This is a genomic window from Embleya hyalina, assembly GCF_003967355.1.
Classification (GTDB): Bacteria; Actinomycetota; Actinomycetes; order Streptomycetales; family Streptomycetaceae; genus Embleya; species Embleya hyalina.
Genome location: NZ_BIFH01000023.1, coordinates 42416 through 59698 on the forward strand (window position 1 = coordinate 42416; position 17283 = coordinate 59698).

Annotated in this window: 17 protein-coding genes, 1 tRNA gene and 1 other RNA gene; 9 read left to right on the forward strand and 10 right to left on the reverse strand. The window is 70.6% G+C overall.

Translation table 11 applies throughout. The features are described from left to right. Positions 1-2 precede the first annotated feature (2 nt). From EMA17_RS23805 to EMA17_RS23825, 5 genes are all read right to left on the reverse strand, one after another. Positions 3-710 (reverse strand): ABC transporter ATP-binding protein, encoded by a 708-nt coding sequence (locus EMA17_RS23805; protein WP_126639361.1) that lies wholly within the window; start codon positions 708-710, stop codon positions 3-5. A gap of 270 nt (positions 711-980) precedes the next feature. Continuing rightward, the gene (locus EMA17_RS23810; RefSeq protein ID WP_126639155.1) at positions 981-1478 is read right to left on the reverse strand and encodes an anthrone oxygenase family protein; all 498 of its coding nucleotides are present in this window, start codon (positions 1476-1478) and stop codon (positions 981-983) included. Between the two features lie 191 nt (positions 1479-1669). Further along, positions 1670-2302: a hypothetical protein gene (locus EMA17_RS23815; RefSeq protein WP_126639156.1), complete on the reverse strand. Its 633-nt coding sequence runs from the start codon at positions 2300-2302 to the stop codon at positions 1670-1672. A gap of 269 nt (positions 2303-2571) precedes the next feature. Further along, a complete protein-coding gene (locus tag EMA17_RS23820; protein ID WP_176605554.1) occupies positions 2572-3171 on the reverse strand; it encodes a response regulator in 600 nt (199 codons plus the stop codon). 50 nt (positions 3172-3221) lie between these two features. Beyond that, a complete protein-coding gene (locus EMA17_RS23825) occupies positions 3222-4418 on the reverse strand; it encodes a sensor histidine kinase (protein WP_126639158.1) in 1197 nt (398 codons plus the stop codon). A 242-nt stretch (positions 4419-4660) separates the two neighbouring features. On the opposite strand from EMA17_RS23825, the gene EMA17_RS54255 reads away from it, so the two are divergent. Continuing rightward, positions 4661-5569, forward strand: a complete 909-nt coding sequence (locus EMA17_RS54255) for an HNH endonuclease signature motif containing protein (protein ID WP_246126854.1) — start codon at positions 4661-4663, stop codon at positions 5567-5569. 172 nt (positions 5570-5741) lie between these two features. Here EMA17_RS54255 and EMA17_RS23835 read toward each other — a convergent pair whose 3' ends face one another. From EMA17_RS23835 to EMA17_RS23845, 3 genes are all read right to left on the reverse strand, one after another. Then, a complete protein-coding gene (locus EMA17_RS23835; protein WP_307721560.1) occupies positions 5742-6035 on the reverse strand; it encodes a cupin domain-containing protein in 294 nt (97 codons plus the stop codon). 644 nt (positions 6036-6679) lie between these two features. Then, the gene (locus EMA17_RS23840; RefSeq protein ID WP_126639159.1) at positions 6680-7429 is read right to left on the reverse strand and encodes an SDR family oxidoreductase; all 750 of its coding nucleotides are present in this window, start codon (positions 7427-7429) and stop codon (positions 6680-6682) included. Between the two features lie 157 nt (positions 7430-7586). Beyond that, positions 7587-8492: an AraC family transcriptional regulator gene (locus tag EMA17_RS23845; RefSeq protein ID WP_126639160.1), complete on the reverse strand. Its 906-nt coding sequence runs from the start codon at positions 8490-8492 to the stop codon at positions 7587-7589. Between the two features lie 144 nt (positions 8493-8636). Between EMA17_RS23845 and EMA17_RS23850 the strand changes: the two genes are divergently transcribed. Further along, complete coding sequence (locus tag EMA17_RS23850) at positions 8637-8954, forward strand: putative quinol monooxygenase (RefSeq protein WP_126639161.1); 318 nt, start codon at positions 8637-8639, stop codon at positions 8952-8954. Positions 8955-9053: 99 nt separating this feature from the next. Next, complete coding sequence (locus EMA17_RS23855) at positions 9054-10013, forward strand: alpha/beta hydrolase (protein ID WP_126639162.1); 960 nt, start codon at positions 9054-9056, stop codon at positions 10011-10013. A 167-nt stretch (positions 10014-10180) separates the two neighbouring features. On the opposite strand, the gene EMA17_RS23860 is transcribed toward EMA17_RS23855, so the two are convergent. Beyond that, positions 10181-10268, reverse strand: a tRNA-Ser gene (locus tag EMA17_RS23860). A 63-nt stretch (positions 10269-10331) separates the two neighbouring features. After that, positions 10332-10430: signal recognition particle sRNA small type (gene ffs / locus EMA17_RS23865), an RNA gene on the reverse strand. Between the two features lie 99 nt (positions 10431-10529). On the opposite strand from ffs, the gene EMA17_RS23870 reads away from it, so the two are divergent. The 6 genes from EMA17_RS23870 to EMA17_RS23895 all read left to right on the forward strand — a co-directional run bounded on the left by EMA17_RS23870 (position 10530) and on the right by EMA17_RS23895 (position 17066). Beyond that, positions 10530-12671: a DNA polymerase III subunit gamma and tau gene (locus EMA17_RS23870; protein WP_126639163.1), complete on the forward strand. Its 2142-nt coding sequence runs from the start codon at positions 10530-10532 to the stop codon at positions 12669-12671. Between the two features lie 129 nt (positions 12672-12800). Continuing rightward, the gene (locus tag EMA17_RS23875; RefSeq protein WP_078976477.1) at positions 12801-13145 is read left to right on the forward strand and encodes a YbaB/EbfC family nucleoid-associated protein; all 345 of its coding nucleotides are present in this window, start codon (positions 12801-12803) and stop codon (positions 13143-13145) included. 152 nt (positions 13146-13297) lie between these two features. Next, on the forward strand, positions 13298-13897 hold the full coding sequence (recR, locus tag EMA17_RS23880) for a recombination mediator RecR (protein WP_078976478.1): 600 nt from the start codon (positions 13298-13300) through the stop codon (positions 13895-13897). Further along, the gene (locus EMA17_RS23885) at positions 13890-14510 is read left to right on the forward strand and encodes a DUF5063 domain-containing protein (RefSeq protein ID WP_126639164.1); all 621 of its coding nucleotides are present in this window, start codon (positions 13890-13892) and stop codon (positions 14508-14510) included. The genes recR and EMA17_RS23885 overlap by 8 nt, the downstream gene beginning before the upstream one ends. A 223-nt stretch (positions 14511-14733) precedes the next feature. After that, positions 14734-16002, forward strand: coding sequence for an aspartate kinase (locus EMA17_RS23890; RefSeq protein WP_126639165.1), 1269 nt, complete (start codon positions 14734-14736; stop codon positions 16000-16002). Continuing rightward, on the forward strand, positions 15999-17066 hold the full coding sequence (locus EMA17_RS23895) for an aspartate-semialdehyde dehydrogenase (RefSeq protein WP_126639166.1): 1068 nt from the start codon (positions 15999-16001) through the stop codon (positions 17064-17066). The genes EMA17_RS23890 and EMA17_RS23895 overlap by 4 nt, the downstream gene beginning before the upstream one ends. Positions 17067-17283 lie beyond the last annotated feature (217 nt).

Consider the following 17283-nt stretch of genomic DNA (forward strand, 5'->3'; position numbering starts at 1 on the left):
GCTCACACCTCCAGCGACACGAGGCGATCGGCGATGCGCCGCGCGGACGGCCGCTCGATGCGATCGACCACCCGCCCGTCCGCGAGGAACACCACGGTGTCGGCGGCCGCGGCGGCGACCGGATCGTGCGTGACCATGACGATCGTCTGCCCCGCGTCGTCGCACATGCCCCGCAAGAGCCCCAACACCGTACGGGCGGACGCCGAATCGAGCGCGCCGGTCGGCTCGTCCGCGAACAGCACCCTGGGCCGGGTGACCATCGCCCGCGCCAGCGCCACGCGCTGCTGTTGCCCACCCGACAATTCGCGGGGGCGATGCCGCGCCCGGTCCGCGAGCCCGACGTCGGCGAGCGCGGACCGCACGTCCTCGCGCCGGGCCCTGCGTCCCGCCAGCCGCAGCGGCAGCGCCACGTTCTGTTCGGCGGTCAGCGACGCGACCAGGTTGAAGTTCTGGAACACGAACCCGACCGTGCCGCGCCGCAGTCGGGTCAGCCGCCGGTCGTCCGCGCCGGTCAGGTCCTCACCGAGGAGGGTGACGCGGCCCGAGTCCACCGTGTCGAGCCCGGCGGCGCAGTGCAGCAGCGTCGACTTGCCCGATCCGGACGGCCCCATCACCGCGACCCAGGCACCGGCGTCGAGTGACAGGTCCACACCGTCCAGCGCCCGCACCCGCGCGTCGCCGCCGCCGTACCCGCGCACCGCCTGCCGCATCTCCAGGACCGGTACATCGGGCCGCGCCGGAGCGGGCCGTACCGGCTCCGCGTCCCTCGGCGCGTACTCCACTTTGCCGCTCATGCCACCCACGTCGCCCTCCCGGCCCCCGCTCGCCGCCACGGTTCGGGCGGTACCCGAAGTCCATCAACACGGGCGGTCGGGGGCACTCCGGGAGGCAGGCGGATCCCGGGTATCCCTAGGCATACCGCCGGGGCGATCGGTGTGGGCGACGGTCCGTGCGGACGCGTCGGCGTCCGCGCGTCCGTGCTACCGGTGCGCGCCGTGCACGATCAGCGCCCAGGCCAGGCAGGCGAACGCCGCCGTGTGCAGGAACGCGCGGACGATGTTCCAGGTGACCCACTTGCCCTCGAAGTCCGCGCGGATCGCCGCCGATCGCCCGGTCCGGTCGGGATCACCGGCGTCCGCGAGTCGGTTGTTGAGGGGCACGTTGACGCCGGCGGTGACCACGAAGCCCACCAGGTACAGCGCGAGCGCCGCGAGCACCCAGGGCAGCACGGGCCGACCCTGGTCGCGCCAGGCCTGGACGGCGGCCAGACCGAGGAGGGGGATCGTGCCCATGAACGGAAGCATGAAGACCGGGTTGAGGATGGCCTTGTTGATGTCCCGCATCGCCTCGACGAACGTGTGGTCGGACGACCGGCCGAGACCCGGCATGACCGAGTAGGAGAAGGCGGCGAACAGTCCGGCCATCAGCCCGGCGGTGACGAGGGCGGTGAGCAGCACGCCGGTCTGCAGGTGTTCCATGGTGCGTCCTCCTGGTTGCGAGTCACCTCGACGACGCGGCCACGAGGGCGTCGCCGCAGGTCAACCATCCGATCTCGGGTGGATCGTCGGCAACGGCCGTTTCCGCAAGGCGCGTTAACCTGACGGTTAACGTCACGGCCGTGACCCGGGGAGGCACCGGCTGCGTCGTATGCTCCGCGCCACCGCGCGCTTCAGGCCGCGGCGGTGACCGGGGCGTCCCGGCGGACCCGCGTCACGGTGTCGGCGCGGGTGAGGGGGACGAGGGCGACCCAGATCAGGGCGGCGCCGATCGGGAGGAGGTTCAGGTCGGCCATGATGGCCACGAAGCCCACGAGGACCAGCACCGGGGCGGCCGCCGAGGCGAGGCCGCGCCGGGGGCCGACGACCGCGTACTGGACGAAGAGCGCGAGCAGGCCCAGCATGAAGAACACCGGGCCGATCTCGTAGAACGCCTGCGGGATCACGGCGGGGACGTCGGCGTACCGGTCGGACAGCGCGCTCTTCTCGGCCGCGTCGGCCGCCTTCAGCCCGACGACGATGTCGACGACGGCGACGCGGACGAAGGCGGCCAGCCCGACGGCGGCCACGGTGGTGAGGGCGCCGGCGGTGATCCGGCGGGCCCGACCGCCGCCTTCGGTGTCGAGGATCCGGCGTCGCAGTCCCGCGATCACCACGCCGTACAGGAGCAGCGACCCGAGGAAGAGCAGGTGGCCGACGGTCCAGGCGGGGCCGGGACCGTGCTGCCCGTCGATGCCGTCGATGAGGCGGACGACACCGTAGGCGCCCATGAGGGCGGGGGCGAGGTGGAAGGCGGTCCTGGTCATGAGCGGTTCTCCCGGGATTCGGAACGGGGTGTTTCCCATGTCCTCAATCCTGTGGAGAACGACGGTTCCGGAGATCGCCGCCGGCGGTGATCTCCGGGTATGGCCGGCGCGGGGGAGAAGGGGCCGCCCTGCTCCCCCGCGCGACCGATGGCCGTGGGTCCGTCGGTCCGTCGGTCCGTCGGTCCGTCGGTCCATCGGTCCGGTGCGCCCGGGCGCCCGATGCACCCGGTGCGCCCGGTACACCCGGTGCGCGCCCTGCCGAAGGTCGGTCAGGCCGGCTCGATCAGCCGGGTTTCGTACGCGGCGATGACGGCCTGCACCCGGTCGCGGAGGCCGAGCTTGGACAGCACGTTGCTCACGTGCGTCTTGACCGTGTGCTCGCTGACGACCATGGCGGTGGCGATCTCCGCGTTCGACAGACCGCGGCCGAGCATGCGCAGGGTCTCGCGTTCGCGCGCGGTGAGCACGGCCAGGCGTTGGGACTCGGTCGCGCCGGCGCGCGGCCGGTTGCGGGCGATGTCCGAGATCAGCCGTCGGGTGACGGCGGGCGCGAGCAGCGACTCCCCCGCCGCGACCACCCGGACCGCGTGCACGAGATCGTCCCGCCGCACGTCCTTGAGCAGGAAGCCGCTCGCCCCCGCGTAGAGGGCGTCGTAGACGTAGTCGTCCCGGCCGAAGGTGGTGAGCATGATCGCGCGGGCCGGGGTCTCGGCACACACGATCTTCGCGGCCTCGATGCCGTCCAGGCCCGGCATGCGGATGTCGAGCAGGACCACATCGGGGACGTGCTCGCGGACGGCGGTGACGGCGGCGGTACCGTCCGCCGCCTCGCCCACGACCTCGATGTCGGGCTGCGCGTCCAGGATCATCGCGAAGCCGCTGCGCACCAGTTCCTGGTCGTCGGCGAGCACCACTCGGATCACGAGGCCACCGCCGCGGCCGGGGTGTAGGGCAGACGCGCGTGTACGCGGAACCCGCCTTCGGGCAGCGGACCGGCCTCGGCCGTTCCGCCGCAGGCGAGAGCACGTTCGCGGATGCCGATCAGGCCGTCCCCGCCGCGCCGCCAGCCCGCGGGATTCGCTTCGCCGCCGCCCCTGCCGTCGTCGGTCACAGTGATCTCCAGTTCGTCGCCGGTCCAGCTCAGCCGTACCTCCGCCGTGGAGGCGCCGGCGTGCTTGACCGTATTGGTGAGGGCTTCCTGGACGATGCGGTACGCGGCCAGGTCCGCGTCGGCGGGCAGGTCGCGGCGGTCCCCTTCGACGACGAGTCGCACCCGGACGTGCGTGCGGTCGACGTGTTCGATGAGCTGGGTGATCGTGTCGACGGTCGGTTGGGGTGCGCGGGCACCGACGTCCTGCTCCTGGTCGTCCTTGAGGACGCCCAGCATGCGGCGCAGTTGCTCCATCGCGTCGCGTCCGGCCTCCGCGATCGCGTCGAAGGAGCGTTCGGCCCGGTCGGGGTCGGTTCGCACCACCACGGGTCCGGCCTCCGCCTGGACGATCATGATGCTGACCGCGTGCGCGAGTATGTCGTGCATGTCGCGGGCGATGCTCGCGCGCTCCTCGGCCGCCGCCCGCGCGGCCTCGGCCTCACGTTCACGTTCCAGCTGGGCGGAACGTTCCATCAACGCATTCGACCTCTCTCGAGCGGCGCGGGCGAGCATGCCCATGAGGAACGCCGTGACGGGCAGGAGCAGCGTGAACATGAACTGCCCCGCGTTGTTGTCCTTGACCAGCAGCGCGCCGAACGGGGTGGTGGCCGTGAGCGTGCCGATGAACCCCCAGCGCTGCCACCGGTGCCGCCCGCGGTCGGCCAGCGTGTAGATCGCCACCAACGCGCCGTACTGCAACGTCTGCCCGGGCCGGTCGTGCAACGACACGGCCGTGGCGAAGAAGGCGACGATCAACGTGACCGCGAACGGCGCCCGGCGACGCCAGATCAACGGCACGACCGTCCCGAGGTTGACCACGAAGCCGAGCACCGTCACATCGGCCGCGGTCGAGAACGGCACGAACACCGCCGCGGCGACCGCCCCCGCGACCAGCACATCCAAGAGCCGACTGTCCCCACGCACAGCCCGCAACCGCACGACAACGCCGCCGAACCAATCTGACATCCAGTCAGTATGTGCCCCGAACCCCCACCGAACCTCAGTCGCCAGAGGGATTCCCCACCCCCGACACACGACCAACCGTCGCGCACCGAAGCCCGGCATCGCTCCGGCAACCACACGATCGGTGTCGGCGTGCCGTGGGATCCTGAGCGGCGGCGGGGAGGGAGCGCGCGTTGCCGAAGAGCAGGGTTCGCAAGAAGGTGGGGCGGAAGGCCGGGCGGAATACCTCACGCGAGGTGAAACCGGTGGCGCTCTACCACGACATGGCCGTATACGAGAATTTCGAGCGCTGCGCACCACGCATATTCGAGATGCTCCACAAAGCACAGCAGGGTGCGCCAGGGGCGCCCCGGGTGTTGTTCTTCGATGTGCAAGGCCATCGGAACAACGAGGGCGACTATGACCGCGATGCCTGGGAGATGCTCAAGGATTTTCTGCCCAGGAAGGTCCTCCCTTATCTGACCGAGCTCAGCACTCCGCAGTATGTGATGAAGAATCAGCGTGGGCAGGACGACCTGGTCCCGGAGCAAGTGTTCGTGGGCTACCCGGAAGGGGAGGAGAAGTCGTTCTGGTACGACATCGACTCTCTGCCCTTGCGCCCGCGGGAGACCGAGCAGAGCAGTCGCAGAAGCTCCCCGTCCAAGCAGTCGATCATGGAGTACCTGGGGATCGCCGACGAGTGCCTGATCTGCTGGGGCTCACCGGTCGAACGGGCGCACGTCGTTCCCGCTTCCCTGGGCGGCTCGATGGACGTGCGGAACTTTGCCCTGCTCTGCGTGGAGCACCATCGACAGGCCCCGGACATTGCCGACGCCGAGGCATTCTGGGCCTGGGTCGACTATGCCGAGTTGCGTGATTCGGGCAGCAAGTGGCAGCGAGCACCCGAGGAAGTAAAACGATGGGTGGAGGCCGGCGGCGGCCGGATCGAACCCGTGGACCGTGAGGAGACGGCCTTCCTGGCCGCCGTGGCGTTCGAACTTCGCCACCTCTACAACTGGTCCGACGAGGACTTCACCAAGGTGTCCTGGGCGTTTCTCGAGGAGTATCACCACGTGCTGGACCGCGCGACCGGGCGGCACTTCGGTGTCGAGCGGAAGGTCGCCACCCACGCGTGGGCCTACCACGTGGCTCTGCTGAGACTCACCCGATCCTGACCACGGGTGCGACGTCGGCGAGCCGGTCCCCGCACAGGGTGGGAGAAGTGCGAGGCCAAGGTCGAGTGCCCCTCGACCCCACCCGCAATCCCTCTGCCACCAACACTTCGCCGAGCAGGTCCAGGGCCTGTCCCCAGGCGTACGGCGCCGGTGTGGCCGACCGGCCCGAAGCTCACGAAACCGCTCGCGCCGCTCGGCGACCTCGCCGCTCGCGCAACCCGCCCTCCTCGACGAGCGTGAGCATGGGCTCGCCGGGGACCCCGACCATGACCACCACGAACCGGCTCCACGCGTCCGCGAGGTTGTTGCCCGCCCGATAGTGGATGACGTCGCCGCCCGGCTCCCGGAACGCCTCACCGGCGCGAATGATCCGTGCGGGCTCGCCTTCGACCATGTAGCCGAAGACCGGGCCCGAGCGCCTGTGCGGCGGCGTGCCCGCGTCGCCCGGCGGCAATCCGACCGTCATCGTCATCACTTCGACCGACGTCGGCAGGAATGGCGCAGTCTGATGGAGGAGGGTGGTCGGTACGGCCCCCCGCACATTTCGGTCACAGCCGAAACGGTAGGCGCGAGCTGGCCCAAGCGAGGGATCCACTCACCCCCGAGCCCGCCGGACCGGCCGCGCGACACGCAAGAACCGACAACGACGTCGCCCCAGCCGCATCGCGACCGGGGGCAACGTTTTGCCTGTTCAGGCTGGCGGAGGATACGAGATTCGAACTCGTGAGGAGGGTGAACCCAACACGCTTTCCAAGGGGTCATCCGCTGATCCGGCGACGCTCGCCAACGTCCTGACATGCGGTGGAGTACGCGGCCGTCAGCCTTGCGAACAGCGGTGTACGCCGGTGAATGCAACCAGAACTGCAACCAGGGTGATGACTCTTGATTGCGTTGATCAGGCTGACAACCTCCCCTGCACCCTTGGGGTTCTCGGGCCCGCGCCTTACGACTCGGTGGTGCTGCGGGCGGTCTGTGGCAGCTTTGGGATGGAGGGGCGTACAGCGCCACTGCCGGCGGGTGAAGGCGGCCGCCGTGCCCAGCGGGTCGAGTCTCCCCATGCCCGTTGCGGACAATCCCACGCCGGTACACGTGAGAGCGCATCCGGTTCGGTCACGTCGCCTGGGCGAGTCGGACGGCGTCGGGGCCGGCTGGGAAGCGCAGTCGGCCGGTCGTGTCGTGGGCGGCGCGCCAGACCGTCTCGGCGACGTCGCTCTCCTGGGTGAACAGATCCTGGCCGGTGAAGTCGGCCATGGCCTTCCTCGCGAACGGCGCGTAGGGCGGCGGGACCAGTTCGTCCAGCGGCCCGCCGTTCATGGCCTTGCCCGCGAAGTTCGTCGTCAGACAGGCGCCCGGCTGGACCGTCTTGGCCCGTACGCCGAAGGGTGCGAGTTCGAGCGCGAGGGACGAGGTGAACCCCTCGACGGCCGCCTTGCTCGCCTTGTAGACGGCCGAGAGGGGCATGTCGCCCAGCACCACGCTGGAGGTCACGTTGACCACCACGCCGGATCCGCGCTCGCGGAACTGGGGCAGCACCGCCTGCGTCGTGGCCATCACGCCGAACGTATTGGTCTCGAAGACCTCCCGCACGCGGGCCATCGGGGTGCCCTCGAACACGCTGATCGAGGGGACACCCGCGTTGTTGACCAGGGCGTCGATCGGCCCGGCGAGCTCGAGCGCGGCGGTGATCGTGTCGGGCTTGGTCACGTCCAGTTCGACGATGCGCAGCCGGTCCGACTCGGGCAGGACGTCCGGGCGCCGGCTGCGCATCGTCGCGATGACGTTCCACCCCTGTGCGTGGAAGTGGAGGGCGGTCGCGCGGCCGTAGCCGGACGAGGTCCCGGTGATCAGAACGGTGTTCATGCTGTGCCCCTTGCGATGTGGTGGGATCCGCGGACTGGAATGTTCATTCCTGCTCGGCGGTGGTTTCGGTGATCCCATTGAATCGCTCTGAACTGGGAAAACAGTAGAACTATCCTCGCCCGTACTTGCACGATTCTCCCGTTCTGCCCAACCGTGCTTACAGCATGATGCTTGCCGGGGTGCGGGCGGCGTCCCGCAGGCGGACCGCGTCCCGGCCCGGGGGCGCGCCGAACCGGCGGCGGTACTCGCGGCTGAACTGCGACGGGTTGTCGTAGCCGACGCGCCGGCCGACCCCGGCGACGTCGCCCGGGTGGGTGGCCAGCAGCAGTCGTGCCTCCTGGAGCCGGATCTGCTTCTGGAACTGGATGGGGCTCATCGCGGTCACCGCCTGGAAGTTGCGGTAGAACGCGGAGGCGCTCATGCCGGAGAGGCGGGCCACGTCCTCGACCCGGAAGGGCTCGGCGTAATGCTCACGGATCCAGCGTGCGGCACGTGAGACATGACTGAGACCGCTGTCGGCGATGCCCAGTTGGCGCACCGTCGCACCCTGCTCGCCGGTGATCACGCGCCACAGGATCTCGCGTTTGACCAGCGGGGCCAGTACGGCGCGGTCGCGGGGTTCGTCGAGCAGGCGCAGCAGCCGGACCACCGCGTCCAGGAGGGCGGGCGGGGCGTTGCTGACGGCGATCCCCGATGGCGGGCCGCCGCCGGTGCGGGGCATGTCTCCGGGGCCAGCCTGCAGCAGGAGCTCGGCAACGGCGGACGGTTCGAGAACGAGTCCGAAGCCCAGCGCGGGGCGGCCCGGGTCGGCCTGGGTGAACTGTCCGGTGACCGGCAGGTCGACGGAGGCGACCAGGTACTGCCCCGGCCCGTACTCGTAGACCCGATCGCCCAGCGCGAGCCGTTTGGCGCCCTGGGCGATGACCGCCAGGACCGTGCCGGACATGGAGGGCGCGGGCGGGTCGGGCCGGTCGACCTTCGAGATCAGGACGCCGTCGACGGCGGTGGTCCAGTCGGGGCGGGCGTGCCGGGCCAGGAGGTCGCGGAACTCATCGAGGGACATGCGCCCATTTCAGCAGCAATGCGCGAAAGCACTCCCGGGTTCGCGAGGATCGTGCAAGAGCGGGAGAGGATCATTCTAACGTTTCCGCAGGTCAGGGGCATTGAATGGAGGAAGTCCACTCCACCGAAACGAAGAAGGCTCCCCATGATTGCCAACTACGGATTCAACGCCACGCTGACCGCCGCTCCCGGGATGGGCGGCCGGCTGGTCGATCTGCTGTCGACCGGCCTGGACGAGGGCAGCCCCGGCGCGAGCGAGCACTGCGTCGTCTACCTGGTCTCGCGTTCCGCCTCCGACCCCGACGTCGTACACGTCACCGAGGGATGGAACAGCGAGGAGGACCACCACCGGACGTTCGCCGGCGAGGCCGCCCAGGCGATCGTGGCGCGGATCGGCGAACTGCTGGCCAAGGAGCCGGAGAACACCGACTACGTCCCGATCTGCGGCAAGGCCGCCTTCTAGGCCATGGGGAGGCCGCCCCGGCGCCTGCCGAGGCGGCCCTCGCTCCACCCGGAATCCCGCCCGAACGCCCCCGCACCACCCCGCGAAAGGCCGACGACCATGACCACAGCGCGCCCCGCCCTGGACCCCGAACTTCGCGTCCTCCTCTCCGACATGCCGCTGATGTCCGAGCTCGACCCGGAATTGCTCGCACAACTGCGGCAGTACCCCTCGACGCCGGTCGAGTCCCTGCTCGCCGACCGGCGGGTCGACCGGCGCGAGGTCACCGTGCCCGCCAAGGACGGCACCGCGATACCCCTGTCGGTCTTCACCCCCGGGAGCGCCGACCGCACCACCGCCGCGCCCTGCGTGTACTGGATCCACGGCGGCGGCATGGTGATGGGCGACCGTTTCTCGCAGATCGACATCCCCCTGGAGTGGCTCGACGAGTTCGGCGCGGTCGTGGTGTCCGTGGACTACCGGCTGGCGCCCGAGGCCACCGGCACCGTCCCCGTCGACGACTGCTACCAGGGACTGCTCTGGGTCGCCGAACACGCCGAGGAACTGGGCGTCGATCCCGCCCGGATCATCGTCGCGGGAGCCAGCGCGGGCGGCGGCCTGGCGGCCGGTGTCACCCTGCTGGCCCGCGACCTCGGCACTCCGGCGATCGCCGCGCAGATACTGAACTGCCCCATGCTCGACCACCGCAACACCAGCACCTCCAGCCTCCAGTACTCCGGCGGCCCCGGCGTCTGGACCCGCGAGATGAACGACTTCGGCTGGCGCTGCGTTCTCGGCGACCTCACCGATGACGACGTGCCCGCGTACGTCTCACCCTCGCTGGCCGACGATCTCTCGAACCTGCCGACCACCTACATCGACACCGGCTCCGCCGAAGTCTTCCGCGACGAGGACACCGACTACGCCACCCGGATCTGGGCGGCCGGCGGACAGGCCGAGCTCCACGTCTGGGCAGGCGGTTTCCACGGCTTCGACGCCCTGTACCCGCAGGCGCACATCTCGGCCACGGCCCGCCGCACCCGCACCGACTGGCTCGCCCGGCTCCTACACGCGGCATAACGCCGCAACCCGCGGCGCCGCCGGTACGCCCGACACCGACGCGGCGTGCGAAGGCCGGGAACGGGAGCGAGGGGCACATGCGCTGCAACCGAGACCGAAACTGAGACCGACAACGACGTCGCCCCCGGCCGCATGGCGACCGGGGGCAACGTTTTGCCTGTTCAGGCTGGCGGAGGATACGAGATTCGAACTCGTGAGGGGGTGAACCCAACACGCTTTCCAAGCGTGCGCCCTAGGCCACTAGGCGAATCCTCCGTGCGGAAGCTTACAGGAGGTCCGTGGGTGCTCGCGCACCCCTATTCGAGTGCGGGTCCGGGATGCAGTGAACCCCCCGTGCACCCGGCAGAGCCTCCCTATCCTTGCTGCCTTCCGGCCCTGGGGAGGTTCAGGAGGATACCGCCGCACGGGGGGTCCGGGGCCTACAGTACCCGACTCGGGTCCCGGTTCGGGCACGGGTGGCCGCGGGGGTGGTTCGGTGTTCCGCGTCTGTCGTTCGGCCCGGCTATCGTCGGGGGCGTGTCGCTCGCCCTCTACCGTCGCTATCGACCCGAGACCTACGCAGAGGTCATCGGGCAGGAGCACGTGACGGAACCCCTGATGCAGGCCCTGCGCAACAATCGCGTCAATCACGCCTACCTCTTCAGTGGGCCGCGAGGGTGTGGCAAGACCACCAGTGCGCGCATTCTCGCCCGGTGTCTCAACTGTGAGCAGGGGCCCACGCCGACGCCCTGTGGCGAGTGTCGGTCGTGTCGGGATCTCGGGCTCGGCGGGCCCGGCAGCATCGACGTGATCGAGATCGACGCGGCGTCGCACGGTGGTGTGGACGACGCGCGCGACCTGCGCGAGAAGGCGCACTTCTCGCCGGTGAGTTCGCGCTACAAGATCTACATCATCGACGAGGCGCACATGGTCACGTCGGCGGGCTTCAACGCGCTGCTCAAGGTGGTCGAGGAGCCGCCGGAGCACCTGAAGTTCATTTTCGCCACCACCGAGCCGGAGAAGGTCATCGGGACCATCCGGTCCAGGACGCACCACTATCCGTTCCGGCTGGTGCCGCCCGGCGTGCTGCGCGATCACCTGGCGTCGGTGTGCGAGGCCGAGGGGATCAAGGTCGAGCCGGCCGTGCTGCCGCTGGTCGTGCGGGCGGGGGCCGGGTCGGTTCGGGACTCGATGTCGGTGATGGACCAGTTGCTCGCGGGGGCCGCCGACGACGGGGTCACCTATGCGATGGCCACCTCCCTGCTCGGATTCACCGACCGGTCGTTGCTGGACGACGTGGTCGAGGCGTTCGTCGCGCAGGACGGCGGGGCCGCGTTCGAGTTGGTCGACCGGGTGATCGAGGGGGGCTACGACCCGCGCCGGTTCGTGGCCGACCTGCTGGAGCGGCTGCGCGACCTGGTGATTCTGGCCGCGGTGCCCGACGCGGCCGACAAGGGCCTGATCGACGTACCTGCCGATCAGTTGGCGCGGATGGTCCGGCACGCCGCCGAGTTCGGTCGGGCCGGGCTCACCCGGGCCGCGGACATCGTCAACACCGGCCTCACCGAGATGCGCGGCGCCACCGCGCCGCGGCTGCAGTTGGAGCTGATCTGCGCCCGCGTCCTGCTGCCCGCCGTGGACTCCGGTGAGCAGGGTCTGCAGACGCGCCTGGAACGCCTCGAGCGCCGGGTCTCCGTCGGCGGCCTCCCCGCCGCGCCCGCCGGCTCGGAGCCCCCGCGCGCCGACGCGCCGCCGCCCGCGCCCGCCGCCCGACAGCAGGCCGCCGCCCCGGCCCCGTACCAGGCCCCGCCGCCCGCCGTACAACAGCCCCAGCCGCAGCCCCCACAACCTCAGCCCCAGCAGCCCCAACAACCCGGCGCTTGGCCCCAGGCCCGCGCCGCCGGCTCCGGCCTGCCCCCCGCCCAGGGCCACCCGCAGGCTCCCCAGCAGCCCCAGCAACCGCAGCCCCGGCAACCCCAGGCCCAACAGCCCACGCCCCAGGCGCCCCCCGCCCCCGCCGGCGACCTGACCCGCGTCCACGAGATGTGGCCGCAGATCCTCGACGCCGTCCGAGCCCGCAACCGGGTCGCCTGGATGATGCTCCAGACCGTCACCGTCGCCGGATTCGACGGCACCACGCTCACCCTCGCGTTCGAACAGGCCGGCACCCGCGAGGGCTTCCGCAGCAGCGGACGCGACGAGATCGTGCGCCAGTCCGTCCTGGACGCGTTCGGCCTCGACTGGCGGATCGACTGCGTCGTCGCCGGCGAGGGCGCCGCCGCCCCCACCCACCGCCCGGCCCCCGCACCGACCCCGGCCCCGGCCCCGATGCCCCAGGCCGACCGGCAGCCCGCCGCCCCGGCCGCCCCCCCGCCCGGCGCCTGGCCCGGCACCCCGCCGCCGGCCCCCGCGGCCACCCCCGCCCCGCCGCAGGCCCCGACCCAGGCCGCGCCCCCGCCCCGTCCCCCCGCGGCAGCCCCGCCGCCCCAGGCACCGCCCACGCGCCCGCAGCCCCAGCAGGCCCCGCCCCCGCCGCCCCCCGAGCCGGACTTCGACATCCCCGAGGACTTCGGCCGCTACGACGACGAGGACCTCGCCGACGACGGCGGCCAGTCCACCCACGAACTGCTCGCCCGTGAGCTGGGCGCGACCATCATCGACGAGTCGCCGACCACCTGACCCGGCGAACCGTGCCGTCGCCGCGCGTCGGCCCCGCCCGGAGCCGTAGGCTCGACCGCAGGACGGGCACGCTGAAGCGGGCCGCCCGAGGCGGTGCGAGGCCGCGTGCGAGCGACGAAGGGTGTCCAGGTGTTTCCCGGTGGTGGCCAGCCCGACATGCAGCAGTTGCTGCAGCAGGCGCAGAAGATGCAGCAGGACCTGATGGCGGCGCAGGACGAACTCGCCCGTACCCAGGTGACCGGGAGCGCCGGTGGCGGCCTGGTGACCGCGACCGTATCCGGGGCCGGCGAGCTGCTGGCTCTGGAGATCTCGCCGTCAGCGGTGGATCCTGAGGACACGGAGACCCTCGGCGACCTGATCGTCGCCGCGGTGCGCGACGCGAACCGTGCCGCCCTGGAGATGCAGTCCCAGCTGATGGGCCCGCTCGCCCAGGGCATGGGTGCCGGCGGCCCGCTGGGCCTGCCCGGCATGTGAGCCGGATCCGCCCGACCGTAAGCCGAACCCACCGATCAAGAACCCCCACCGATCAAGAACCCACCGATCAAGAACCACCGACCGAGAACCCACCGACAAGAACCCGTCGACAACGGACCCACCCACAACCAGAGCGAGCAGGGAGACGGTAGGTGTACGAAGGCGTCGTACAGGACCTCATCGACGAGCTGGGCCGACTGCCCGGTGTAGGGCCGAAGAGCGCGCAACGCATCGCCTTCCACCTCCTGGCGGCCGACCCGGCCGACGTCCGGCGCCTCGTGCACGCGCTCACCGAGGTCAAGGACAAGGTGCGGTTCTGCGTCACATGCGGCAACGTGGCGGAATCGGAGCAGTGCCGAATCTGCCGCGATCCGCGACGCGACGCCGCGGTGATCTGCGTGGTCGAGGAGTCCAAGGATGTCGTGGCGATCGAGAAGACCCGCGAGTTCCGGGGCCGCTACCACGTGCTCGGCGGCGCGATCAGCCCGATCGAGGGTGTGGGCCCCGACGACCTGCGGATCCGTGAGCTGATGACCCGGCTCGCGGACGGCACGGTGACCGAGTTGATCCTGGCCACCGACCCGAACCTGGAAGGAGAGGCGACCGCGACGTATCTGGCTCGCCTGTGCAAGCCGATGGGTCTGCGGGTGACCCGGTTGGCCAGCGGGCTGCCGGTGGGGGGCGACCTGGAGTACGCCGACGAGGTCACGCTCGGGCGTGCCTTCGAGGGGAGACGACTGCTCGATGTCTGACGACCTGAACGAATTCACCAGTGAGATCGCCGACCAGATCGACAGCTTCGTCCTGGCCGTCGCAGAGGTGGCCAAGGGCGAGGAGCCGGAGCAGGCGGTGTCGATGCTGCTCCTGGAGGTCTCGCAGCTGATGCTCGCGGGCGGCCGGCTCGGCGCGATCGCCGACGTGGTGCCCGACGACCGATTCGAACCCGACTCGGGCCCGGACCCCGACGTCGACGCGCTGCGCTCGGCGTTGTCCCGGCTGCTGGAGCCGATCGACGTCTACTACGAGGTCTTCGACCCGTACGTGCCCAAGTCCAAGCCGGTCGCCGCGCGTCTGTCCGACGACGTCGCCGACGTGGTCGCCGACCTCGCGCACGGGCTGGCCCATCACCGGGCCGGGCGCAATCGGGAAGCGCTGTGGTGGTGGCAGTTCTCGTACCTGTCCAACTGGGGCGCCACCGCGAGCGCCGTGCTGCGCGCGCTGCAGTCGGTGGTCTCGCACGCGCGGCTGGACGATCCGATCATGGAGAGTCTGGACCCGGCCGGACAGGCGCTGGCCGACGAATTGGTCGACGAACTCGCCGAACAACTCGACGAGGCCGTGGTCCTCGGCGGCCCGCACACCTGAACACGCGCACACGCGCACAGCCGCAACACACCCGCGCACGGGGGGAGTCCCACCCCGGGCCCGGTGTACGGCGGGTGTCGCCGCATCCGGCGTCCCGACATGGGCGTTCGGTTCCGACTGCCCGCTTAGTGATACGTACGTCTCACAATGTGAATAAAGCTTTGACCACTGTGCGGCCTAGTTAGACTGTGCCGACCGCACAGATATCAAGCGAGGAGCGCACGTGGGCCTTGTCGTGCAGAAGTACGGCGGCTCCTCCGTCGCCGATGCCGAGGGCATCAAGCGCGTGGCCAAGCGAATCGTCGACACCAAGAAGCAGGGCCACGAAGTGGTCGTGGTGGTGTCCGCGATGGGCGACACGACGGACGAGCTGATCGATCTGGCGCAGCAGGTGAGCCCCATCCCTTCCGGGCGCGAGCTCGACATGCTGCTCACCGCGGGTGAGCGGATGTCGATGGCGCTGCTGGCGATGGCGATCAAAAACCTGGGCGTCGACGCACGGTCGTTCACCGGCAGCCAAGCCGGTGTGATCACCGACGCGGTCCACAACAAAGCGCGCATCATCGATGTGACGCCGGGTCGGATCCGCTCCGCGCTCGACGAGGGCGCGATCGCGATCGTGGCCGGATTCCAGGGCGTGTCCCAGGACACCAAGGACATCACCACACTCGGCCGCGGCGGCTCGGACACCACCGCCGTCGCGCTGGCCGCCGCGCTCGACGCCGAGGTCTGCGAGATCTACACGGACGTGGACGGCATCTTCACCGCCGACCCCCGCGTGGTGAAGAAGGCCCGGAAGATCTCCCGGATCAGCTACCAGGAGATGCTGGAGCTGGCCGCGAGCGGATCCAAGGTGCTGCACCTGCGGTGTGTGGAATACGCCCGCCGCTACGACATGCCCGTGCACGTGCGGTCGTCCTTCTCGGGACTCGTCGGCACTTGGGTGACGGATGAACCCGAAGGGGACGACATGGAGCACGCGATCATCTCCGGGGTCGCCCACGACACCAGCGAAGCGAAGATCACGGTGGTCGGGGTCCCGGACAAGCCGGGCGAGGCGGCCAAGATCTTCCGCCTGGTGGCGGACAACGAGATCAACATCGACATGATCGTGCAGAACGTCTCCGCGGCCTCCACCGGCCGCACCGACATCTCCTTCACGCTGCCGATGTCCGACGGGCAGAACGCGATGACCGCGCTGACCAAGGCCCAGGCCGAGATCGGCTTCGAGTCGCTGCGCTACGACGACCAGATCGGCAAGATCTCGCTGGTCGGCGCCGGTATGCGCTCGCACCCGGGCGTGACCGCCAAGTTCTTCGAATCGCTCACCGGCGCGGGGGTGAACATCGAGCTGATCTCGACCTCCGAGATCCGGATCTCGGTGGTCTGCCGTGCCGACGGCGTTCCGGCCGCCGTGCAGGCCGTGCACACCGCGTTCGGCCTGGACGACCAGTCCGGCGAAGCCGTCGTCTACGGAGGTACCGGCCGATGACCCGCAAGGACAAGCCCACCCTGGCCGTCGTCGGCGCCACCGGCGCGGTCGGCACGGTGATGCTCGAACTGCTCTCCACCCGCCAGGACGTGTGGGGGGAGATCCGCCTGATCGCGTCGGCGCGCAGCGCGGGCAAGAAGCTCGTCGTGCGCGGCGAGGAGGTCGAGGTGATCGCGCTGAGCGAGGAGTGCTTCGACGGCGTCGACGTCGCGATGTTCGACGTGCCCGACGAGGTCTCCGCGCACTGGGCGCCGATCGCCGCGAGCAAGGGCGCGGTCGCGGTGGACAACTCCGGTGCGTTCCGGATGGACCCCGAGGTCCCGCTCGTGGTGCCCGAGGTCAACGCCGCCGCGGCGCGCGTACGGCCGCGCGGCATCATCTCCAACCCGAACTGCACGACGCTGACCATGGTCGTCGCACTGGGCGCGCTGCACGCCGAACTGGGCCTCAAGGAGCTGGTGGTCGCCTCGTACCAGGCCGCGTCCGGCGCCGGTCAGCCCGGTGTCGACGCGCTGCGTGAGCAGATCGGCAAGGTCGCGGACAGCCGTACGCTGGGCACGCAGCCCGGCGATGTGCGCCGCGCGGTGGGCGACTTCGGCCCGTTCCCGGCGCCGCTCGCGCTCAACGTGGTGCCGTGGGCCGGCTCGCTCAAGGACGACGGCTGGTCGTCCGAGGAGCTGAAGGTCCGCAACGAGTCGCGCAAGATCCTGGGGCTGCCCGACCTGAAGGTGCACACGACCTGCGTGCGCGTCCCGGTGATCACCACGCACTCGCTCGCGGTGCACGCCGTGTTCGAGAACGAGGTGTCGGTGGCCCGGGCGCACGAGATCCTGGACGGCGCCCCCGGCGTCGTGCTGTGCGACGACCCGGAGAACGGCGAGTTCCCGACGCCGGCCGACGTGGTCGGCACCGACCCGACCTGGGTCGGCCGGGTGCGTCGTTCGATCGACGACCCGTTCGCGCTGGACATGTTCATGTGCGGGGACAACCTGCGCAAGGGCGCGGCGCTGAACACCGCCCAGATCGCCGAGGTCGTCGCCGCCGAGCTGACCGAGCGCGACTAGGGCCTGTCCGCGAACCGACGCGGCAGCCGGCGCCCCCCGGGTGGGGACGCCGGCTGCCGTGCGTGCGGGCCGCCGGCCGCGATTGCGGTCGCGCCGAGCGTCTTGCCGCCAAGCGTCTTGCCGCCACGCGCCTTTCCGCCACGAACCACTCCGTAGCGGACGTTTCCGTCACGAATCTTTCCGCAACGGACCGTCCCGTCGCGGACCTTCCCCGCCC